Below are 24,097 nucleotides of genomic sequence, written 5' to 3' on the forward strand. Positions count from 1 at the left end.
CGGCATTATCGAATTTTAAGTACATTGTATAATTACAAATTTCCTACCTTGCCGACATAGACACTTTTTAGAGCACGCTAAAATTGTGTCTATGTCGTTAAAACATACACACAATATTATCTACGCCATTGCCAAGATTGAATATTGAAATTTTGTCTCATGGTAGTCCTCCTAATCATTAAGTTTTTCATTTAACTTATTATGAAAAACCTTTGTACTTTTGTTGTATTTATTTTACTACTAATTGACTAAAAAATCAAGAGTTTTTTGAATTTTCTCTCAATTTAGAAAAAACAAACGACATAGACAACCGAAGTCATCTATGTCGCATTTTAAATTCTATTATTTAGCACCTTCGTTAGCTGTTAACTCAATGTCATAAAGTTTGAATTGGTTTTTCTTAGCTTTAGCTAAATCATATGATTTAACACGTTTGTTGAAGAATGAGATACTTGTATCCCAGCTTAATGGGAAGAATGGTAATTCTTCAGCTACTTCTGTGTCAAATTTATTGTAAGCTGCTTTTAATTTAGCATCGTCAAACATATCTGCTGATCCTTGAGCTTTGAAGCTGTTTTCGAATGCTTCAGTAGTGTAACGGTATAAGTTTAATGGAGCTTTTTTACCTAGTAACTCTTGACGGTTAGGGTTTGTTCCATATTGCCATGCACCTTGGAAGATATCGATTGATGGATCATCTGCTTGTACACGTTGTGCAAAGTCTTTTGGAGACATAAGTTTTCCATCTACTAATTTAACATCTAATCCTACTTCTTTCCAAGATTTAACGAATACGTCTGCTAATGCTTGGTCATATTCAGCACCTGTGTTACGGATTGCGAAGTTGAATGAAAGTTTGTTTCCGTTTTTATCTTCACGTAGTCCGTCACCATCTTTATCTTTGTATCCTGCATCGTCTAATAATTTTTTAGCTTTTTCTACATCTTTTTTAGCTGCAGTTGCGTTTTCGTTTACTAATTTACCTACAGCTGCTGGGTACATACCAGATCCAGTTGGAGTGAAACGTAATCCTTTGAAGATTTTTTCATTGATTTGGTCACGGTCAACTGCATATAAGAATGCTTGACGTAAGTTTTTGTCAGCTAATTTAGAGTTAGGATCAACTACGTTTTCACCCTTAGCTTTGTCGAATTTACCTAGTTTGAATCCAACATATGACATGTAACGAGAAGTATCACCTAAGAATGTTCCGTTTTTGATGTCTTTTGCTCCTTCGTAAACACTTGGAGTAACGCTATCGATATAGTCAACTTCTCCATTTTTGATTACTTGGCTAGCTTGAGCTGGAGCTACTGTTTTGAACTCGATTTTTTTAAGTTTCATTTTATCTTTGTTGTAGTAGTGAGGGTTTTGTTCTGCAAGAACACTTTCTCCGTTTACTACTTTAGTGATGTAGTAAGGACCATATGATAATGGTTTTTTGTTTAAGTCTGCTTCAGCAAATTTAGCGAAGTCTTTAGAAGCTTCTTCAACTTGTTTCGCGTTTAAGAAGTCAGTAACTAAACCTTCACCCCATAGTAATGATGGACGAACATCAGTGTACTTAAGTACTACTGTTTTGTCATCTTTAACTTGGATACCAGAGATATTTTTCGCTTTACCTTCGTGGAATTCTTTCATTCCTTCAATAAATTCGTATGCATCATTATAACGAGTGTTTGTAGTGAATTTAGGGTTACCCATAAGTTCGTATGTAGCTACGATATCATTTGATGTGAATGCTTCACCGTTGCTCCATTTAGCTCCATCGTGGATAGTTAATGTAACTTCTTTTTTATCACGATCTAAGTGGAATTTAACTGCTGCATCAGCATCATCTTGTACAACACGTCCTTCTTCATCAGTAGGGAATGTCCCACCCATTACAGCTTGGTTTACGTATTGATCTTCTGCTTTATCAGAGAATACTGGGTTCCAAAGACCTGTTAATGGTTGAGCTGATAAGATACCATATTTTAATGTAGCACCATCTACAGCTGATCCTCCATTATCAAAGCTTGTTTTAAATTCTACTTTTGCTTTAGGAGCGTTTTTGCTTCCAGAATTACTTGATGTTGAACATCCAGCTAAAATTACTGAAAGAGCCATCGCTGAACTAAATACTTTTAGAAACTTATTCTTTTTCATTTTATTTCCTCCATAATATATAAAAACTTATTTTCAATTATTTATGAAATAATTCTAACATCATTTTAACGATAAGTCAAGTAAATTTTCAGAAAATAATATAAAAATAACAAAATTCTCTTTTTAAATTTCTGTTCGATATTTTAAAAATATAAATTTAATATTAGTTAACTAAATTATACTTTATTACTTTACAAATATATATATTTCTTATTTTACTTACATAACAGTGACATCTCATATCAAAAACCTACTATTCTTTTCATTTTAGTTTTGTTAAATCGATATATTTATTCTTATACAAAAAAAGGGACTGGAGGTGACTCGATAAAATCGTTTTCTCAAAAATCACGATTTTCGAGTCACTCCCAATCCTCTTTAAAACTTAATATAAAATTTTTAGATTATCCTTTGGCACTATCTTTATTAGTAAGCTCTAATGCATATAGTTTTTGTTCACCATAAGCGTATTTTTTAACATCGAAGTTTTTGATACGTTTATTTACCCATGTAATATCTGTACTCCAGCTAAATGGTAGCCAAGCCGCTTCTTCTGCAAAGTCTTTATCGAACTTTTTATATGCTTCTTTTCGCTTAGCATCATCTAACATTTCTTTAGAATTGATTGTTTCTAAGTCTTTTTTAAGCACATCACTCATATATCTTTGATAGTTAACTTTGGCTTTATCGCTTAATAGACGTGCTGGGTTAGGGTTAGTACCTAAGCTCCATGCTCCTTGGAATAAGTCGATAGATGGATCGTCACTTGTTACACGTTGCGTCCAATCTTTTGATGACATTAGTTTTCCATCAGCTAATTTTACATCTAAACCTACTTCTTTCCAAGATTTAATAAATGCATCAGCAAGAGTTTGATCATAGTCTTGACCTGTGTTACGGATTGCAAAGTTAAATGTTAATTTCTTACCATCTTTATCTTCTCTTAATCCATCTCCATCAACATCTTTAAGTCCTGCTTCATCAAGAAGTTTTTTCGCTTTTTCTACATCTTTTTTATACTTGAATCCATCTTTATCATAGTAATCTTCTGAACGTGTTGGGTAAATACCTGAGTTTGTAGGTGTGAATCGTAGTCCTTTGTAGATTTTTTCATTTAATTGATCCCAATCTACCGCATATCCGAATGCTTGACGTACTCGTTTATCCGCTGCTTTTGCATTTGGATTTACTTTCACTTCATTTTTCTCTTTGTCCCATGTACCTAGTTTAAATCCTACATATGAAATATAGAAATCTGGCTGTCCTAATAATGTTCCGTTTGAATAGTCTTTTACCGCGCTCCATACATTCGGAGTTACTTGTGACATGTAGTCAATTTCACCATTTTTAATTATAGAACTTGCTTGAGCTGGCGCAACTACTTTATATTGGATTTCTTTTACTTTTACATCATCTTTTTTATAGTAGTATGAATTTTGCTTAGCAAGTACGCTTTCTCCATTTACTACTTTATCTAAATAGTATGGACCATAAGATAATGGTTTTGTATTTAATTCTGCTTCTACAAATTTACTAAAGTCTTTTGATGCAGCAGCTACTTGATCTTTGTTAAGGAATGTTGTTATGAATCCACTTCCCCATAGAAGAGCTGGTTTTACATCTTTGTATTGAATTACTACTGTTTTATCATCTTTTTTAGTAAGACCTGAGATTTTTTCAGCTTTACCTTCATGGTAGGCTTTCATACCTTCTATTGTTTCAAATTCACTCTTATAACGGATATTGTCTTTATACTTAGAGTTACCCATAAGTTCGTATGTTGCAATAATATCATCCGCAACTACGTCTTGATTGTTACTCCATTTTAAATCTTTACGGATAGTAAGTGTTACTTGTTTTTTATCCTTATCTAGATGAAACTTAACCGGTGCATCTTCATCATCTTCTTTTAATTTGTATGAATGATCAAAAGCAAATGTGTGTGCCATAGTATCTTCCATTACTGCATTATCTGTTGCTTGCAGGTGGAATACTGGATTAAACATCCCTGTTAATGGATCGGCACTAAGGATACCAACTTTCAGTATAGAATCACTTACCGCACTACCACCGTTATCAACTGATGTTTTAAATTCTACCGATGGTTTTCCATCTTTTGATGATTTTGACGACGTTGAACATCCTGCTAAAATAATTGATAGTGCCATTGCTGAACTGAATACTTTTAAAAATTTATTTTTCTTCATTTTTTCCTCCAATATAACTCTAGTTTATTAATAATTAATAAAGACAAAATTTAAGGCGAGGTATCTTTGCTACATTAAAGCATGATACTTCGCCTTAAATCTATGTAAATTTGTAGCTCTACATATTTTTATTAAGAATATGGGTATAACTCAAAAATCATGATTTCAAGTCAACCATTATTAATTAATTTTTCATTTAAAAGTTATATCTATTTTTTTTTATTAATATTTCTATAATATAAACAGTATATTCATATTTTCAAAGATGAGAGGGCTTAAATTAGAAACCTCTATTGAAATTCTAATTTTTCATCCCTCTCAAAAATTAATTGAAAATAAAATGAAATATAAGTTTATTAGGGGAAAATTCAACTAAGTGCCCTTAGCCAAATCTCAATCCTAAACTAAATTAATTTTTTGCTGGTGCATCTGCAGTTAATTCTAGTTTGTAGATTCTTTGCTCACCAGTTTTAAATTTCGCTAAATCAAATGTTTTAACACGTTTGTTAACCCATGTCATTGATTGTTGCCAGCTGAATGGTAACCAAGCAGCTTCTTCTCTGAATTGTTTATCGAATTTTTGATACGCTTCTTTAAGTTTAGCATCATCAAACATGTCACTACTTCCCATTGCATCTAATGATTTTTGTAGTTCTTCAGTTGTGTAACGTTGTAAGTTAAGTGGTGAAGTTTTTCCTACTAATCCACTTGGGTTAGGGTCAGTTCCTAATCCCCAAGCTCCTTGGAAGATATCGATTCCTGGATCGTCCGCTTGTACACGTTGAGAGAAGTCTTTTGGAGACATAAGTTTTCCGTCTACTAATTTAACGTCTAATCCTACTTCTTTCCAAGATTTAACGAATGTATCTGCTAATGTTTGGTCGAAGTCTTGACCTACGTTACGGATAGCGAAGTTGAATGTAAGTTTTTTACCGTTTTTATCTTCTCTTAATCCGTCTCCGTCAGTATCTTTAAGACCTGCTTCATCAAGAAGTTTTTTCGCTTTTTCTACGTCCTTAGTATATTTCTCACCATCTTTGTTGTTGAACATTTTTACGATTGGTGGATAGAATCCAGAACCAGTTGGTGTGAAACGTAATCCTTTATAGATTTTTTCATTGATTTGATCCCAATCTACCGCATATCCAAATGCTTGACGTACACGTTTGTCAGCAGCTTTAGCGTTTGGATCTACTTCTACTTCACCTTTTTCTTTGTTGAACTTACCTAGTTTGAATCCAACATAAGAGATATAGTAATCAGATTCTCCTAAGATTGTTCCATTTTTCGCATCTTTAGTGCCATCCCAGACACCTGTAGTTAAGCTTCCCATTAAGTCTACATCACCATTTTTAAGTACAGCACTCGCTTGGGCTGGTGATACAACTTTGAATTGGATTTCTGGAATTTTTACATCAGATTTTTTGTAGAAGTAAGGGTTAGCTTTTGCTAATACACTTTCCCCATTTACTACTTTATCTAAGTAATATGGTCCATAAGATAATGGTTTTTTATTTAATTCTGCTTCAGCAAATTTAGTGAAGTCTTTTGATGCAGCTTCTACTTGAGCTTTATTTAAGAATTCTCCGATGAATCCATTACCCCATAATAATGCTGGCTTAATCTCTGTATATTTAAGTACTACAGTTTTATCATCTTTTTTAACTACACCAGAGATATTTTTAGCTTTTCCATCATGGTAGTCTTTCATACCTTCGATTACTTCGTATTCATCACTGTAACGAACATTTTCAGTGTACTTAGGATTACCCATAAGTTCATATGTTGCAACGATATCGTCCGCTTTTACGTCTTCTCCGTTACTCCATTTAAGATCTTTATGAATAGTTAATGTAACTTCTTTTTTATCACGGTTAACGTGGAACATAACTGGTGCATCTTTGTCATCTTGTTTTAGACGGTTTGCATCATCAGTTGGGAAGGCTCCAGTCATAGTGTACGACATTACATCATAATCGGTTGATTGTAAATAAAATATTGGGTTAAACATCCCTGTTAGTGGATCAGCAGAAGCAATACCAACTTTAAGTTGTTGACCACTAAGCGCATTTCCACCATTGTCCACGGCTGTCTTAAACTCTACAGCTGCCTTTGTTCCCTTAGAATTGTTACTTGCGCTTGAACATCCTGCAAGTAACATTGTGAGAGCCATAGCTGAACTAACTACCTTTAACATTTTTTTCTTTTCCATTATCTTATCCTCCATGCTGTACGTTGTACAGTCTTTCTTTAATGTTATATTTAGCAATTATATCAGAGAAATTTATAGTAGTCAAGTAATTGTCAGAAAATTTTACAATATTTTTATATTTATTAGTTATATTAGTTGATATTAACTTTCAATTTATATAAACAATCTTAATTTTCTGTATCAATCTTAAAAATAAATCTGTGTTATCTATAAAATTTATGAACTACTTAATTCTTATTTTAAGATAATTAAAAAGCAATGAATTATCTATAATTATAAATACTTTTTATACTTAGCTATTTCAATTATATTAATCTATCTCAATCGAGCTACAAATTCTCTTTGAATTTCTAATCTCTGCAAAATTAAACATTCATCCTCTTTTATAAAATTTTACGAAAAAAAGCCATGTAGAAATCTTTCTACATGACTTTCTAAATTATAATCTTTGTCTAGCATCTAAACTACGTCTTAATGCACCACCGATAGAGTTGATACATAAAACGATGATTAAGATTGCAAGGGCTGCTGGTAACCAAATGTACATTTTATTAATAAGAACGTCTGCATCTTTTGCATAAGATAACATAGTTCCGATACTTGGTGTTCCTGCTGGAAGACCGAATCCAAGGTATGTCAGACCTACCTCAATACCCATATTAGCAGCTAATGATAATGTAGCTTCTACGATAATGATCGAGCTAATATTTGGTAAAATTCCTTGTAACATGATTTTCCAATCTGGTGTTCCCATAGTTTTTGAAGCAAGAACATAATCACGACGTGATTCTGATAATGCTTTACTACGTACCAAACGAGTTGATCCCATCCATGCGAACGCTGATAAAATCAGAATGAATAGTACAAGTCCGTAATCACGTTTAATACTTACGAATACGATGATTACCATAAGAGTTGGGATAATTACCATAAAGTCTACGAAACGCATCACAATATTATCAACACGTCCTCCGTAATATGCAATAACTAACCCTACTGCTGTACCAAACCCAATTGTTAATGCTGTTACCGCAACCGCGATAAGAATTGAGTTAAGCATCCCCATCATTAGCCATCCAAAAACTGAGTGACCACCTACGTCTGTACCTAATAAGAATCCATCCTCACCAGGTTTTAAGAAAATATTTAATAAATCTACATCAAAGTAAGTACTATATACTCCACTCACACGAATGTAAATATTGAAAAGTACTACAAAAATTAAAATTGCACTTAATGTGATTAAAGCTGCAAAAGCACCTTTATCCTTTTTAAATTCACGAGCCACAACTGAAAACCCAGAAGGAGTTTTAGTTATAACTTTTTCTTCTTTTGCTTTTGTCATTGTTCAACTTCCTCCTAGTCTAATTTAATACGTGGGTCAACAATTGCCATGATAATATCACTTAAAGTACTACCAAGCAATGTTAAGAATCCTGAGAATAACATTAACGTTGTAACAACACTGTAGTCTCTATCTTGAATACTTTGATAGAATAATTGTCCCATTCCAGGGTAACCAAAGATTGTTTCTACGAAGATACCACCACTGAATAATCCAGTAATAGAGAATCCGAAGAATGCTGCGATTGGTAAGATAGAGTTTCTAAAGATGTGTCCTGAATAAACTTTTTTAACTGGCACACCTTTAGCACGTGCTGTTTTAACATAATCACTTTGTTTCGCGTCGATAACTTCATTACGTAGATATTGAACAGTCGATACTGTTGATAATAACGCTAAACAGATACCAGGTAAGATTAAGTGTTGCAATTTATTAATATAGTATGTGAATGTTCCTGGATCAAGGTTAACATCTACAGATCCACTTGTTGGGAACCATCCTAGACCGAAACCAAATAATGCAATCATAAATAAGTATAATACGAATGATGGAATCGCTAGGAAGAAGAAGTTATAAAAGTTTACGAATTTATCGAATTTAGAACCATTATAACGACCTGAATACATCCCCATAGGGATAGCAATTGCATACATAATTACCGCAGTAAATAATGACAGGTTGAATGTATTGAAAATTCTTTCTCCTAAAAGTGTCCCTACTGATTTACCAGTAGTATAACTTAATCCGAAATCACCGTGCATGAAGTTTTTTAACCAAGTTAGGTATTGTTGATACCAAGGTTCATAGAACCCACTCGCTTGACGAATCGCCTCAATTTGTTCTTGAGATATTTTTGGATTTTCTGCTAAACCACTAAATGGATCCCCAGGCATAAGTTTAGCTAGACCAAACACTAGTATACTAAGGATGAATAGTTGTGGTATCATTACTAAAAAACGTTTTAAAACTACTTTCCACATTATACTTCTCCTCCTTTCATAGCTACATAGTGTGTATCTGTTAATTTTTTAAGTGGATACACTCTTCCATCTTTATCGAAATAATCATTATAATGTTTTTGATACTCTTCTTCAACAGCTTGTCTAACTTCTTTTACTTCTTTAGCTTTATCTAAGTTAGTACTTGGAATAGCCGCAATAAGACGTTTTGTATAAATGTGTTGTGGATTATTGTATATATCTTCACGAGTTCCACGTTCTACGATACGACCACGATACATGATATAAATATAATCACACATGTGTTTAACAACACCAAGGTCATGAGAGATAAATAAATAACTTATATTAAAATCTCTTTGGATTTTTTTCATGAAGTTTAATACCTGAGCTTGAACTGAAAGGTCAAGGGCAGATACCGGTTCATCGGCTACGATTAAACGTGGATTACACGCGATTGCACGTGCAACACCAATACGTTGACGTTGTCCACCTGAGAATTCAAATGGATATTTATACATAGCTTCCTCACCCATACCTACGATATTAAGAAGCTCTAATACGCGCTTTCTAGTATCTTCTTCAGATAAGTTCTCAAAATTGCTAATAGGTTCTGAAATAATATCTATAATACGTTTTTTAGGATTTAAACTAGACATTGCATCTTGGAAAATCATTTGAACGTCACGATTATATTTTAGTTTTTTACGAGCTGCTTTTTTAGTAACATCTTCGTCTTTGTAAATAATTTGTCCATCAGTTGCTTTTTCTAAACCTAAGACTACTTTACCTACAGTAGTTTTTCCACTACCACTTTCACCGATTAATCCATAAGTTTTCCCTGCTTCGATTTCAATATCAACCCCATCTACTGCATAGACATGATCTTTAATTGTATTGAAAAATCCACCGCGAATGGGATAATGTACTTTTAGATTTTCTACTTTAAGCATTGTTCTCCTCCCCTTCAAATTCAAAGTTTTTATAGCATGTACAACGTACATGATGTCCTTCTTCTACTTCATGTAAAGTTGGATTGTGTTCGTGTTCTTCATCTTTTAGCCAAGATATACGATCAGCAAAACGACACCCTTGTCTGTCTAATGTTTTTAGAGAAGGTACCATCCCTTGAATAACGTAAAGGTCATCACTAGCATCTTCATCATCAAGTTGAGGAATACTACGTAATAAACTACGAGTGTACGGGTGTTTTGGATTTTTGAAGATTTGTTCTGCAGTTCCAATTTCTACTACTTCTCCAGCATACAGTACAGCTACTCTATCAGCCATCTCAGCAACTACACCAAGGTCATGAGTAATTAAGATAATTCCTGCATGCATTTCTGCTTGAAGTCCTTTAATAAGGTCTAATATTTGCGCTTGAATTGTAACGTCTAGAGCTGTTGTAGGTTCGTCTGCGATAAGAACACTTGGTTTACAACTCATCGCCATAGCTATCATAACACGTTGACGCATACCCCCTGATAACTCGTGTGGATACTGTTTTGCACAACGCTCAGGATTAGGGATACCAACTTGTGTTAATAACTCGATAACTCTCTTTTGTCTTTCTTCTGCACTTAATTCTGTGTGATAAATTAAGGCTTCTTCTATTTGTTTTCCAATTCTGTGTAATGGGTTTAACGAAGAAAGTGGATCTTGGAAAATCATTCCAATATCTTTTGTTCTAATTTTATTCATCTCATCTTCTGTTAAGTCAAGAATATTTTTCCCATTAAAAATAATTTCTCCAGTTGACTTAGTAAGATTTTCATTATGAAGACGCATAATAGTAGTCGCTAATGTCGACTTACCACAACCACTCTCTCCAACGATAGCTAATACTTCGTTTTTATATAGGTCTAAACTAACTTTATCAACAGCATTAAAGTAATCATCTTTAATTCTAAAAGCTGTTTCTAGATTTTTAATCTCTAATAGTTTCTCCATTTACCTATCTCCTTCCAAAAAATAACTTACTTCAATAATAAATACAAATTTAAACTTTATTTCTTTTTGCATTTTCAATTAATATTGTTTTATTTCTAATCAGATTTTTTTATAAATCATAACCTTAAATAAAAACAGCATAATACTATATTATAAAATTTTTAGAAAAAAAGCAATAAAAAAGTAAAATTCAGAGAGAAAAATCTAGAATTTTCTGAATATTTATCAAAACACTCTATAAAACTACTAAAATTTCCTCTGAATATATCGAAAAAAACGACTCAAAATCTTATTTTCTAAAAAACATTTTATCAAGTCGCTTTATTACTAATTTTTATATTTCTATTATCTTAGTCGGAACTACTGGATCAGTATCCATAATAATTATTTTATCATTACAATCAATAGTTTTATCAGCTTCTAGAACACAATCTATATCCTTGTGTTTAAGCGTCATATCCGTTGCCATACGAGCAAGTTCTTTTGTATTATTTTGCTCACTTAAATGGGCTAAAAAGACATTTTTTGTATTATCTCCTACTATCTTCGTTAAATAATTAGCAGAATCTGTATTTGATAAGTGACCCATATCTGATAAAATACGTTGTTTAGTCGTCCATGGATAAGGTCCACTAAGTAGAACATTCTCCTCATGATTACTCTCATAGACAATCGTATGTGAATCTTTAACATAATCTATCATCTTATCAGAAACATAACCCGTATCCGTAAGAATACTTACCCTTTTCCCATCACACTCAAAAGTGTAAAACTGTGGATTAATCGCATCATGACTAACTCCAAAACTATTAACAACTACATCATCAAAAATTTTACTCTCTTCTTTTTCAAAATGAAACTTAAGATCCGAGCTAATTTCACCACACTTAGTCATATTTTGCCAAGTAAGTTTATTAGCATAAACAGGAATATTATATTTCCTTGCGAGTACCCCTACTCCTTTAATATGGTCAATATGTTCATGTGTTACAAAAATTGCATTGATATCTTTAATATCACGCTCAATTTGTGCCAAGTTTTCTACTACTTTTTTTCCAGTCAGTCCAGCATCTACTAAACATTTAAAATTATTATGCTCTATATAAATACTATTTCCACTACTACTGCTGGCTAATACCGATAATTTCAAGTTGCACCTCCATACCATTTTTTCACTTTTCTATTATATCACTTTTACAATAGTTTAGGTAGAAAGAATCACTATACTAATTCTTCTTAAAGAATTTCATAATAAACAGCTCTGGAAAACCTTAACAAGAATGAGTTTTTTAGTTAATTGTCAGAAAAATTTAGAAATTTATTCAAAAAAAGCTTGCATTCATAAATAATAATGTGTATAATAAAAACAACAAAAACGAAAAGGAGGAACTACAAATGAAACAAACAACAACTTTAAAATCTTGGCAAAACTGGCGTAGATAATGTTGTGTGTATGTTTTTATGACGTAGACGCAACTTTAGTGTACTCTAAAAAGTGTCTATGTCGGCTGTAGAAAATTCGTTTTAAATTTCGCAAAAGGGCCGTATAGAATTCTATACGGTCTTTTCTTTTTGGGGTAAAATAAAAAACTTATACAAATCTTATAGACAATTCGAAAGGAAATAAACAATTATGACAAACTTAGAAAATAACTTAAACAACTTAAAAGGATACTTTGGAGAATTTGGAGGAAGCTTCGTGCCTGAGGTTGTACAAAAAGCTCTTGATGAACTAGAAGCAGCTTACAACAAATACAAAGATGATGAAGAGTTTTTAGCAGAGTACGCTCACTACTTAAAAGATTACTCAGGACGTGAAACTCCACTATACTACGCTGAAAGTTTAACAAACCACCTTGGAGGGGCAAAAATCTATCTTAAACGTGAAGATTTAAACCACCTTGGAGCACACAAGCTTAACAACGTTATCGGACAAATTTTACTTGCAAAACGTATGGGTAAAAAGAAAGTTATCGCTGAAACAGGTGCAGGTCAACACGGTGTAGCTACAGCTGCTGCCGCTGCAAAATTCGGTATGGAATGTGAAATTTACATGGGAGCTCTTGATGTAGAAAGACAAAGATTAAATGTATTTAGAATGGAAATGCTAGGAGCAAAAGTTCACGCAGCTCAAGAAGGAGAAAAAACTCTTAAAGAAGCTGTTGACGCTGCATTCAAAGCATGGATTGAAAACATCGACGATACTTTCTACGTACTAGGATCTGCAGTAGGACCTCACCCATATCCTACTATTGTAAAAGACTTCCAAAAAGTTATCAGTCAAGAAGCAAAACGCCAAATCTTAGAAAAAGAAGGACGTCTACCTGACTTAGTAGTAGCTTGTGTAGGTGGTGGATCTAATGCAATCGGTGCTTTTGCTGAATTCATCCCTCACGAAGAAGTAGCATTACTAGGGGTTGAAGCAGCTGGTCGTGGTCTTGATACAGATCGTCACGCAGCAACACTTACTCTTGGGACTGTTGGTGTTGTTGATGGTATGAAGACTTACGCATTATTCAACGAAGATGGTTCAGTAAAACCTGTTTACTCTATCTCTCCAGGATTAGACTACCCAGGTATCGGACCTGAGCACTCATTCCTAAAAGATGCAAAACGTGCTGAATACGTAAGTGCAACTGACGATGAAGCTGTTGATGCTTTACTTCTATTAACTAGAACAGAAGGAATTATCCCAGCAATCGAAAGTTCACACGCTCTTGCAGAAGTGATCAAACGTGCTCCAAAACTAGATAAAGATAAATTAATTATCGTTAACGTATCTGGGCGTGGAGACAAAGACGTAGCTGCAATTGCAGACTACTTAGAAAATAGAAATAAATAACAACAAAACATCGCATACTAGGTTTTCTAATATGCGATGTTATATTATTTACTTTAGTAGTATTACTAATTTCAGCAAATTTCAATAAATTTAACTATTGCCTTATTTATTCATTGAACTTATTAGATATTTATGTTAGAATAAAATCATAAAAGAGAGAGCCGTTTTAAAGACGGTGGCTCAATTAGTTAGTTATAATAATAACCATCTAACCGGCTAAAGTTAAAGATGGTTATTTTTTATTGTCATTTTTGAACGCTGTTAAGCACACTCCAACTATTGTTGCAATCAATAGATTTATACCAATAATAGTTTGTACTATTTCGTAAGGTGACAACTTGCTACTCCTTTCTTCAAGATTTTAGTGTATGCGGACATAGCACCATCCCCTTTCAAACTGAAGTAGCCACCATCTTCATCGGAAACTATACTGCTCCCTAACTTCTCTCTCCGATTTTGATTATATCAAATTAAATATATATAATCAACTATTTATGAGAGCTGCTATATCAATGTTTTCAACTTGTTAATAATAGTAAATTTTATTCATAAATTAAACATATTCTGAAAAAATAAATTCATAAAATAGAAACAAATAACAACAAAACATCGCATACTAGGTTTTCTAATATGCGATGTTTTTTTTATTATTTTTTAAATTTCTTATGTAATTCTGTATAGAATAATAGTCCTATTAATGTTAAGGCTATTCCTCCCACAGCTAATGATGTTTGTGAAATTAGAGTACTTACTAAAGTATACACCCCACCAAGAATGGCTATTATAGGAACTATTGGATATAAAGGTACTCTATATGGTCTTTCTAATTTTGGTTCTTTTTTACGTAGTATAATTACCGCAAGGAATGTTGCTGTATAGAAGAACCACATTACAAATACTAATAGATCTGTTAACATATCAAAACTACCAGTTAACATCATTAAGAATGCTATTACTAAAAGTAATAATCCTGCATTCACCGGTACAGCACCTTTGTTTAACTTCGTCCATACATTTTTAAATGGAATTTGTTCACTTTTTGCCATTGCATAAGGTACACGAATTCCAGCCATTGAGAATCCGTTAATTGCTCCATATACACTGATTAATATTCCAATAGTGATAATTTTACCACCAATACCGCCGAACAACTTCGCAGCTACATCACTGGCTACAGTTTGATTACCTGCAACATGATCTAATGGTAAAGTCATAAGGTAAGCAACATTTATAAGTACATATACTGCCATAACAACAGCAAGTCCTAAGAAAATCGCTCTTGGTAAATCTTTTTTAGGATTTTTCATCTCTCCTGCCATACTTCCTACGTTCGTCCACCCTTCATAGGCAAACATCGCAGCAAGTAAAGCTCCACCTAGTCCACTAGCAAATGAAATATCTTTCCCCGCTTCTATAGGTAATAATTGTAGCGGCTGTGAATCACTTTGGAATAATCCAAATCCAATAATTACTATTAATGGTATTAATTTACAAATGGTAGCTACTGTTTGAATTACCCCACCAATTTTTCCACCTAGAAAGTTTAAAAACATTAACGACGCTGCAGCAGCAAAGGCTATAGGAAGATGCCACGCTTTATCTAAATTTAATAAGTTTAAAACTTGTGTAGAGAAAATAACAGCAAGAGCCGCAATCATCGCAGGGAAATAAATTACCGACTGAGCCCATCCTAATAAGAATGCTGCAGTTTTCCCATAAGTTCTCTCTATCCAAACGACCATCCCTCCTACTTCAGGAATAGATGCCGCAAGTTCTGCAACAGTAAGACCGGCACAGATAGTAATAATTCCAGCAAGAACCCAAGCAAGCAACCCTAGACTCATCGTCCCTGTAGTTTTATAAATTACAGCTGCCTTAAAGAACACCCCTGCTCCAATTACTGAACCTATTACAGTCATAAAAGCCGGCATGAAACCTATCGTTCTTTTCAACTCACTCATAAGAGTAACCTCCTTATTTATAATTTTTTCATTTCTATATTATACCTTTTTATTAGAAAAAAAGAAAAAAGAAAAGACTCAAAATTTGAATCTTTTGAATGCCGATTCAAATTTACTGAAAATAATATTTTTTTAAAATATATAATTAAATTTTATATATTTAAATTTTATTAATTTTGTAAATGATAACTATCTCCTTTGTAATTATCTTTTTTATATAATCTTTACTGTTATTAACAATATTAAAATAATCCTATTAATTTCTTAAAATCGTTGATAATCACTAATTAATCTGATATAATCAAAATCGGAGAGAGAAGTTGGAGAGTATAATACTTTCTACAAAGATGGTGGCTACTTTTCTATGAAAGGAGTTGGTGTTATGTCCGCATACACTAAAATCTTGAAGAAGGGAGTAGCATGTTGTCGGCATATGAAATTGTACAAACAATTATTGGAATAAACCTTTTAATTGTTTCAATAGTTAGTGCGTGCATTATGGCATTAAAAAAAGACAATAAAAAATAACCATCTTTAAAACTTTGAACGGTTAAGACAGTTATTTTCAACTATAATTAATCAGAGTCACCGTCTATTAAGTTAGTCGTTTATTTTTCAAAGTCATAGACTGAAGAAAAATATTACGAATAATTTATACTACGACTACTATAATTTCTACGAACGTAGTGAGTTAAGAAATTATTAGTAAAGTCAGTGCAAACGGCTCTCTCTTTATGATTTTATTTTAACATAAATATGAAATAAGTGCAATGAATAAATAATACTATAACTCAAGTTATAAATAGTCAACTCAGATATACAAAATACACCACATACTAGATAATCTATTATGTGGTGTTAATTTATTTTGACTTCTCCTATTTCCCAAATAATAATTTGAAGAAGTTTAATTTTTGACCATATCTTAATGTTGCTAGTCTATATACTCTAACACTCGCAAATGCTACAAGTAATGTAGTTAAAGCTAATATACCATAAGATAATCCTAATTCTTGAATAGAAACGTGGCTAATTGCATAACGTGTAAACATTACAAAGTATGATGTGAATGGAACATATGATAAAATCTCTGCAATTTTAGTATCTCCTGTTGAACCCATAATGTAGTAGTTTGCGAAGAATGCACCCATAAATGTTAACATCGGTAAAGTTATCGCTCCGTTGACATCCTCAATCTTACTAACTAGTGAAGCGAATGCCGCGTACATAAACATAAACATTACGAATCCAGTTAAAGCAAACACTAGTCCGACACCAAGGACTTTCAAGTCTACGTTTTCTATAATATGTTTAATATTATCGCTATATCTAGAACCATTAATTTTTAGACCTGCAAATAAACCACCTATGATTAAGCCCATTTGAATAAGTACCGCAATTGATAAAGCTAGTACTTTTCCTAAAATTAACGTTCTAGGATTTACAGTGACTACTAATAGTTCCATAGCTCTATTACTTTTTTCTTTAACAACATTTGTTGCAACTACACTACCAAATTGAACTACCGTCATATAGACAATAAATGTAAGAGCATAAACTACTACAACATTTACTACTTGTGTCTGAATATCAGAATCTCCACTTACGTTCACAGGTACAGGTTGAGGTAGATGTGATTTCACGTTAGTTACTTTATCATAATCTAAACCATTTTGTTTATAGACTAATTTTTCTACGTTCTTTCCAAAAGCTTCTTTGAATTCACTGCTACCTTTACTAAAGATAGATTGTCTAGATAAATATTCATAACTGTCTTTAGTTAAGACGATACCTTCATCTAATTTTTTATCTTTAATGTCTTTTTCTAAAGCCTCTTTACTATCATATTTTTTAGCTTCTTTTAGATCTTCTAATTTAATATTTGCATCTTTTACAACATATGCACTACGATTGAAATTATCGTTGCTATCACCTTTGAAAAGATTACTGTTCGCAATCGATGGTACAAATGTTATACCTATAGCGATAACGAAGTATATTGCCATAATAACTTTTGTCGCTTTCTTTGCGAAAAATTGTTTTAACTCGAAATTAAATACTGTACTAAAATTCTTCATAACTACTTACCTACCTGTTCCTTGAATATATCTTCTAACGATGGTTTATAAAGTTTAAATTCTTCTATATTAAAGCTGCTTCCTGCAAGTTTTGCTAATAGTTCTTTTTTAGATCCCTCTTCTTTAAAATCAAGAAGTACTCCCTCTGGTACTAATGAGTATTCGATACCTAATGGTATAGATCTTAGATTAGCTAGCAACTCTTCTTTTTCTAAGTTACTAACACTCAAGATCATTTTTCCATGTCCTAGTTGTTTTTTAATATAATCTAGATTTCCACTTAAAGTAATTTCCCCTTTTTCTAGTATATTAATGTCTTCACAGAATGTTTCTACAACTGGCATTTGGTGAGATGAGAAAATAACTAGTTTATCTTTTTTGATAAAGTCTGTAATTATTTCTTTTAACTTCGATACGTTCACCGGATCAAGTCCACTGAATGGTTCGTCAAAAACAAGAATATCTGGGTCATTCATAACACTTTGAATAATTTGAATTTTTTGTGCATTACCTTTAGATAATGTTTTTAATGCTTGTTTATTATCTTCTAATTCGAAATACTCTAACCATTTTTTTGCTTCTGTTTGTGCTGCTTTCTTCTTCATACCTTTTAGCATTCCGAAGTACGTAAGCTGATCTACTAGTCCAACACCATCGTACATTCCACGTTCTTCTGGTAAATATCCAATTTTCACCTTACTGTGATCTAGAGGTTTTCCGTCTAATAAAATCTCACCTTTATCTGGCTTGAATATATCTAACAAAATTCTAAAACTTGTAGTTTTACCACTACCATTTCGTCCTAAATATCCATTAGCCACCCCACTTTTCGCTGTGAAGCTAACTCCCTTAAGAACCTTTTTATTACCAAAACTCTTCTCTACATTTTTAAATTCTAAAATCATAGCCCTTACCTCATTTCCTAACTTATTAAAAGTTATATCCCTTTTTTATTCGTCATTATTTTTTATTTCTTTTGTTAACTTAAAATATTTCGGTAAAAACATTCCAAGTCCACTTATACAGTAACCAAATATACCACCTATTAATCCACCTATTAACATGGCTAACAGATCAGGTATTCCACTATTAATTACCCACTTAATATTAGTAAAATACAATACCCCTATTATACTTATTAAAATAAACAAAACTATAAATCTTAACAATCTATACTTGATAAACTCTAATTCCGTCTCAGTATCAGTATATATTGGGTACGAACTTGAAGTCCCTTCAGCTAGCCTAAACAAATTATAAAATTGAAACTTATGAAGATTCCAACCAGTTGCTTTATAATACTCTTCTATCTCAGGTGTAAACTGTTTATCAAAGATAAATTTGTATTGCTTATCACTAACCTCTGAAACTTTCTTCATTCTGATTGCCACTATAGCCTCTTTATCATATTCATATCCCCCAGCAGCAAGATAATTCATTTTATCCGCTACTTTATCATAGCTTATAAATACCGGAACATATTTATACTTCATAAAGTCAATCCTTTCTTCTCTTTAAAAATAAATATTTTACAAAGAACGCTATATTTACAGCACCTAGTCCTAAACCAAAGCCAAAAGACATTCCTGTAATAAAATCTATTACTTCAGATGGCATTAAAAATTTATTTATTATGTGCGTCACTAAAGCTATAAGAAAACACCCTAACATGATTTTCGCATTAAATCTTATTCTATATAGCCACATATATTCTTCACTCAAATTATCTGTATATAGTGTAGTTGCTGAAGGTTCTCCTCGTAATATTTGCCAGAAAAAACTATTTCTAACTACTTTCCAACCGTTAAACTTATAGAAATCTTCACGTTCAGAATCGAACTTTTTATCATATACCAATTCGTATTTGTAGTTAATTTTTTCTCCTTTTTCTAATAAAATGAAGAATCCTAGAAACTTTTTAAAATGCCAGCCCTTAGCACTATATCTTTCTAACTTTCTCATGAGTCTCTTATTTGTTAAAGCGAATGTATGTGTCACCTTATATTTACTCATCACTTCCACCACCTATAAACTTCTTAGCTACGTCAAGTAAAAACTGTCGAAGTTTTAAATTTTTCTCCAAAACTTCCATACCTTTTGGAGTAATATGATATTCTTTTTTCGAATTGTCGATTTCCTTATCTTCAATCCAGCCAACAGAAACCATTTTTCCTAAAGTCGTATACATTGTCGCAGGGCCGATAATAATATTATTTTCTGTGATCTCTGCCGCCTTTTGCATTATTAAATAACCGTGGATAGGTTCTGTTAAAACTAGAAGTGTAAAAAATATACTATCCGTTAATTCGCCCGTCTCATAAGGGCTTACCTTTGCCATTTTATCCCTCCTAACCTAATTAGAGATATTTCTTATCTATATCCATCATTGATATATCTATCTTTGATATAATTATATATCCATCATTGATATAAGTCAACAGATTTTTTACTATTTTTACGAAAAATATTGCAAAACATTAGACCAAAATATTCTCTTTAGTTATAACCCATACTATTTATTACAGATATTTCAAAAATAAACTTATTAATATAGTAATATTGGCTATAATATGATAGAATAATGCTATAAAAATAAATATTATAAAATAGATTATCAACATCTATTTTTATTAAAGTTAAGGAGAGACACATGACAAAATCATTAAAAAAATATCTATTGCTTGTTGCAACGATTATTCTTTCAGTTACTCTTGCTGCCTGTGGCATGGGGGCTTCTACAGAACAAATCGTTAATAAATCAGTAGAATCATCTAAAAATATTAAGAGTACAGATTTCGAAGCTACTAGTAGTTCTGAAATCTTAATCGGTGAACAGACTCAAACAATCGAAAACACTGTATCTGGTTCATTAATTTTAGAACCTCTTACAATGAAAGCAACTACTAACGTAAAAGCTCAAGGACAAAGTCAAACATTAGAGTTGTACATTAAAGATGGAACAGCTTATGCAAAATCAACAGGACAAAACGAATGGGTTAAAAGTTCAAACAACAGTATAACAGCGCAATTTGAAAATCTTAAAAAAATTGCTAACTCAGATAAAATTTTAGAATTCTACAAAAAAATTGCTAAAGACTTCAAGAAAACTGAAGAAAATGGAAACTATGTTCTAACATACACAGGAAATGGAGAACAATTCAAAGAACTTATGGCTGCTGTTGCTAACGCTTCTTCAGGAAGTGAAGTAACTCCTAGTTCATTTAACAACGTTGATTTCAAAAACGTTTCAATTAAACTTGTAGTTACTAAAGACTTTACACCAGTTAACAACGAAGTATCAATAGAACTTGCATCTAAAGATACTCCAACTCCAACTACAATGAAAATCAAACAAATCATTAAATATTCTAACGTAAATAACGTTAAAGAAATCAACCTTCCTGATGAAGTGAAAAATGCTAAAGAAGTAGCTACAAATTCTCACCGTTAATAACATTAAAACCTACTTACTTATAAAGTGAGTAGGTTTTTTCATTGGTCAAGCTAATATTTCTGCAATTCTAAAAATTAGTGTTAAATTTTTAGATACTATATTTCAATATCTGAGTTTATGTAAATATATCCTTTCAGTTTACAATGCTCTTCTTATCTAGTATAATAATATGTACGATTAAAATATTAGGAGGTAAATTAGATTTATAGTTATAGCGCCCGAACTAAGTTCTAAAGGTTAAATTGAGCTTAGTTGACGAGGAAAAAAGTTATCGAAAATTCGGCGGATGCTTTTTCGGAACCAGAGAGTTTCGTTAGATAATGTACAATGGGGTGTACCTTTGTATCTTTAGGAACGTAGTGACGACAAGATACTTAGGTACAGCGTATGCAACAGCAACTTAGTTTTTAAGGAAGAATGACGACAAAAACTTTAGTTGCCACTGCTGGGGTAGATCTTAATATTTCTAGGAACGAAGAGACGACGAAATATTTAGATATAGCGTATGCAACAGCAACTTAGTTTTTAAGGAAGAATGACGTAAAAAACTTTAGTTGCCACTGCTGGGGTAGATCTTAATATTTCTAGGAACGAAGAGACGACGAAATATTTAGGTGTATAAAAGTAAAACATTTCACAAAGTATGTTAAGTCATACTTAGACGCAGTGGTTTATTGATTTCAAAGATCGCTAAAAAACTCTTTTGAAATCTAATAAACTGTGCGGGGGCGACTTGACAAAATCGATTTCTGTGAAATCACGATTTTTAAGTCGCTCCCAACTTAGTTTTTAAGGAAGAATGACGTGAAAAACTTGCCCTTCAAAATCATTATCACCTCTCTATAGGCTCATTATGTCTTCTTTTAAGGTTTACATAAACTTAATGAAGTACAATATATTTGAGCATAGATATAAAACTTTATAGTACTTTCTATAAAAAATAAATAAAAGAAAAAGCGAGGAATTTTTTATATGTGTGGAATTGTAGGATTTGTTGGAGAAGCAAATGGAGTTAAGTTTTTAATCGATGGACTTAGTAGTCTTGAGTACCGTGGATACGACTCAGCTGGTATCGCTGGTGTTGTTAACGGAGAAGCTAGCGTTACTAAGTCTGTAGGTCGTATTAAAAACCTAGAAGCCTTAATACCTGAAGGTCTTCACCTAGAATTAGGTATTGGTCATACTCGTTGGGCTACTCATGGTGGAGTTAACACAACTAACTCTCACCCTCACCAAAGCTTCAACAAACGTTTTATTTTAGTTCACAATGGAGTTATCGAAAACTTCCAAGAACTTAAAGATAGATTTTTCAAAGGTGTAGAACTTGTTTCTGAAACTGATACTGAAGTTATCGTTCAATTAGTACAAGTTTATAGCGATCGTGGTCTTGATACTAAAGAAGCTTTCAAAAAAGCTGTATCTAAATTACAAGGATCTTATGCACTTTGTTTAATCGACACAGAAGATAAAGATACATTATATGTAGCAAAAAACAAAAGTCCACTTCTTATTGGACTAGGAGAAGAAAATAAAAACTATGTTGGTAGTGATGCTTTAGCAATGATTAAGTACACTAACAACTTCTTAGAAATCAACGATGGTGAAATTGTTATCGTGAAAAAAGATAGCGTAACTATCGAAGATAAAGAAGGTAATATCGTAGAGCGTGAAAGTTTCTCAACTAACTTAAACGCTGGAGAAATTGATAAAGGTATCCACGAGCATTACATGATTAAAGAGATTCATGAACAAGTAGGAGCTATGCGTAACATCATCTCTCACTACTTCGATGGACATGATGTAAATATTGACAGCGAAATTATTAACAACGTAAAAGATGCGGATAGACTATACATCATCGGATGTGGTACAAGTTATAACGCTGGTTTAGTAGGAAGAAACTACTTCGAAAAATGGGCTGGTATCCCAACAGAAGTACACCTAGCATCAGAATTTGCTTACAACGTACCATTATTATCTAAAAAACCAATGTTTATCTTCCTTTCTCAATCAGGAGAAACAGCTGACCTTCGTGCAGTATTAACAAAATTACGTAGTGTAAATGAAGATTATAAATTCTTAGTACTTACTAACGTTGATGCTTCAACTCTATCTCGTGAATGTGACTATACATTATTACTTCACGCAGGTGTTGAAATTGCGGTTGCTTCTACTAAAGCATATACTGCTCAAATCGCAACACTAAGTATACTAGCTTACGAAGTAGCTAAACAACTTTCAAGACAGCCTAAATTTGATATTGAGCAAGAGTTATCAGTAATTACTTCAGCAATCGAATCAATCTTAGATGATACAAAAACTATCAAAGACTTAGCTAAAAACTTATTCACTGAACGTAATGCATTCTATATCGGACGTGGAATTGACTACTATAGTGCATGTGAAGCAGCTTTAAAACTTAAAGAAGTTTCATATATTCAAACAGAAGGATTTGCCGGAGGAGAATTAAAACACGGTACAATCGCTCTTATAGAAGAAAGAACACCAGTAGTGGCTCTTATTACAAGCGCTAAACTAGACTTAAATACACGTAGTAACGTAAGTGAAGTAGCTAGCCGTGGAGCTAATACTCTAATCATTACATTAGAAAAATTAGCTCGTAAAGGTGATTATGCTATTCCTAACGTAAATGAAGATCTTGCTCCAATCGCAAGTATCGTTGTTACACAATTATTCGCATACTATGCAGCTTATACTAAAGGTTTAGATGTGGATAAACCACGTAACTTAGCTAAATCAGTAACAGTAGAATAATAAATAATTTAAGTAGTACTTGACCCAAAAGTCCTAAATTTTAACAAAGTGTCTATGAGAATTCATAGACGCAGTGGTTTATTGATATCTAAATTCGCTTTATAAAAGCTTTTTAGATATCTAATAAACTTTGCGGGGGTGACTCGACAAAATCGATTTCTACGAA

General features: G+C 32.5%; 18 protein-coding genes. 3 read left to right on the forward strand and 15 right to left on the reverse strand.

Annotated features, from left to right (window positions below; translation table 11 throughout):
• Positions 1-342: 342 nt before the first annotated feature.
• The 8 genes from O5Y44_RS07035 to O5Y44_RS07070 form a co-directional block, all read right to left on the reverse strand.
• On the reverse strand, positions 343-2,148 hold the full coding sequence (locus tag O5Y44_RS07035; protein ID WP_371465822.1) for an ABC transporter substrate-binding protein: 1,806 nt from the start codon (positions 2,146-2,148) through the stop codon (positions 343-345).
• 404 nt (positions 2,149-2,552) lie between these two features.
• On the reverse strand, positions 2,553-4,355 hold the full coding sequence (locus O5Y44_RS07040) for an ABC transporter substrate-binding protein (RefSeq protein WP_371465824.1): 1,803 nt from the start codon (positions 4,353-4,355) through the stop codon (positions 2,553-2,555).
• A gap of 409 nt (positions 4,356-4,764) precedes the next feature.
• Positions 4,765-6,567, reverse strand: a complete 1,803-nt coding sequence (locus O5Y44_RS07045) for an ABC transporter substrate-binding protein (RefSeq protein ID WP_371465825.1) — start codon at positions 6,565-6,567, stop codon at positions 4,765-4,767.
• A 439-nt stretch (positions 6,568-7,006) separates the two neighbouring features.
• Positions 7,007-7,912 (reverse strand): ABC transporter permease, encoded by a 906-nt coding sequence (locus O5Y44_RS07050; RefSeq protein WP_003147509.1) that lies wholly within the window; start codon positions 7,910-7,912, stop codon positions 7,007-7,009.
• 14 nt (positions 7,913-7,926) lie between these two features.
• Complete coding sequence (opp4B, locus tag O5Y44_RS07055) at positions 7,927-8,892, reverse strand: oligopeptide ABC transporter permease (protein ID WP_003147508.1); 966 nt, start codon at positions 8,890-8,892, stop codon at positions 7,927-7,929.
• Positions 8,892-9,824, reverse strand: a complete 933-nt coding sequence (locus O5Y44_RS07060) for an ATP-binding cassette domain-containing protein (RefSeq protein WP_003147507.1) — start codon at positions 9,822-9,824, stop codon at positions 8,892-8,894. The genes opp4B and O5Y44_RS07060 overlap by 1 nt, the downstream gene beginning before the upstream one ends.
• On the reverse strand, positions 9,817-10,821 hold the full coding sequence (locus O5Y44_RS07065; RefSeq protein ID WP_003147506.1) for an ABC transporter ATP-binding protein: 1,005 nt from the start codon (positions 10,819-10,821) through the stop codon (positions 9,817-9,819). Before O5Y44_RS07065 ends, O5Y44_RS07060 begins: the two co-directional genes overlap by 8 nt.
• Positions 10,822-11,155: 334 nt before the next feature.
• Positions 11,156-11,971, reverse strand: coding sequence for an MBL fold metallo-hydrolase (locus O5Y44_RS07070; RefSeq protein ID WP_271966295.1), 816 nt, complete (start codon positions 11,969-11,971; stop codon positions 11,156-11,158).
• A gap of 483 nt (positions 11,972-12,454) precedes the next feature.
• Here O5Y44_RS07070 and trpB point away from each other — a divergent pair, with 483 nt between their 5' ends.
• Entirely contained in the window at positions 12,455-13,663 is a 1,209-nt protein-coding gene (gene trpB, locus O5Y44_RS07075; protein ID WP_271987058.1) for a tryptophan synthase subunit beta, read from the forward strand.
• A 232-nt stretch (positions 13,664-13,895) separates the two neighbouring features.
• Here the strand turns inward: trpB and O5Y44_RS07080 are convergent, their stop codons facing one another.
• From O5Y44_RS07080 to O5Y44_RS07110, 7 genes are all read right to left on the reverse strand, one after another.
• On the reverse strand, positions 13,896-14,000 hold the full coding sequence (locus O5Y44_RS07080; RefSeq protein ID WP_331271069.1) for a putative holin-like toxin: 105 nt from the start codon (positions 13,998-14,000) through the stop codon (positions 13,896-13,898).
• A 310-nt stretch (positions 14,001-14,310) separates the two neighbouring features.
• Complete coding sequence (locus O5Y44_RS07085; protein ID WP_271987057.1) at positions 14,311-15,624, reverse strand: APC family permease; 1,314 nt, start codon at positions 15,622-15,624, stop codon at positions 14,311-14,313.
• Positions 15,625-16,502: 878 nt separating this feature from the next.
• Complete coding sequence (locus tag O5Y44_RS07090; RefSeq protein WP_316447576.1) at positions 16,503-17,702, reverse strand: ABC transporter permease; 1,200 nt, start codon at positions 17,700-17,702, stop codon at positions 16,503-16,505.
• A gap of 2 nt (positions 17,703-17,704) precedes the next feature.
• Positions 17,705-18,607: an ABC transporter ATP-binding protein gene (locus O5Y44_RS07095; protein ID WP_048803122.1), complete on the reverse strand. Its 903-nt coding sequence runs from the start codon at positions 18,605-18,607 to the stop codon at positions 17,705-17,707.
• Positions 18,608-18,652: 45 nt separating this feature from the next.
• Complete coding sequence (locus tag O5Y44_RS07100) at positions 18,653-19,195, reverse strand: hypothetical protein (protein ID WP_102169890.1); 543 nt, start codon at positions 19,193-19,195, stop codon at positions 18,653-18,655.
• A 4-nt stretch (positions 19,196-19,199) separates the two neighbouring features.
• A complete protein-coding gene (locus tag O5Y44_RS07105; protein ID WP_102169891.1) occupies positions 19,200-19,715 on the reverse strand; it encodes a DUF2812 domain-containing protein in 516 nt (171 codons plus the stop codon).
• Complete coding sequence (locus tag O5Y44_RS07110; protein WP_371465827.1) at positions 19,708-20,040, reverse strand: PadR family transcriptional regulator; 333 nt, start codon at positions 20,038-20,040, stop codon at positions 19,708-19,710. The genes O5Y44_RS07105 and O5Y44_RS07110 overlap by 8 nt, the downstream gene beginning before the upstream one ends.
• Before the next feature lie 312 nt (positions 20,041-20,352).
• On the opposite strand from O5Y44_RS07110, the gene O5Y44_RS07115 reads away from it, so the two are divergent.
• Both O5Y44_RS07115 and glmS read left to right on the forward strand, forming a co-directional pair.
• Positions 20,353-21,153, forward strand: coding sequence for a DUF6612 family protein (locus tag O5Y44_RS07115; RefSeq protein ID WP_048803126.1), 801 nt, complete (start codon positions 20,353-20,355; stop codon positions 21,151-21,153).
• Positions 21,154-22,128: 975 nt separating this feature from the next.
• Positions 22,129-23,931: a glutamine--fructose-6-phosphate transaminase (isomerizing) gene (gene glmS, locus O5Y44_RS07120; protein WP_271987053.1), complete on the forward strand. Its 1,803-nt coding sequence runs from the start codon at positions 22,129-22,131 to the stop codon at positions 23,929-23,931.
• Positions 23,932-24,097: the final 166 nt, after the last annotated feature.

It is taken from the genome of Gemella sp. 27098_8_155, from assembly GCF_041433725.1.
In the GTDB taxonomy this organism is placed as follows: Bacteria; Bacillota; Bacilli; order Staphylococcales; family Gemellaceae; genus Gemella; species Gemella haemolysans_D.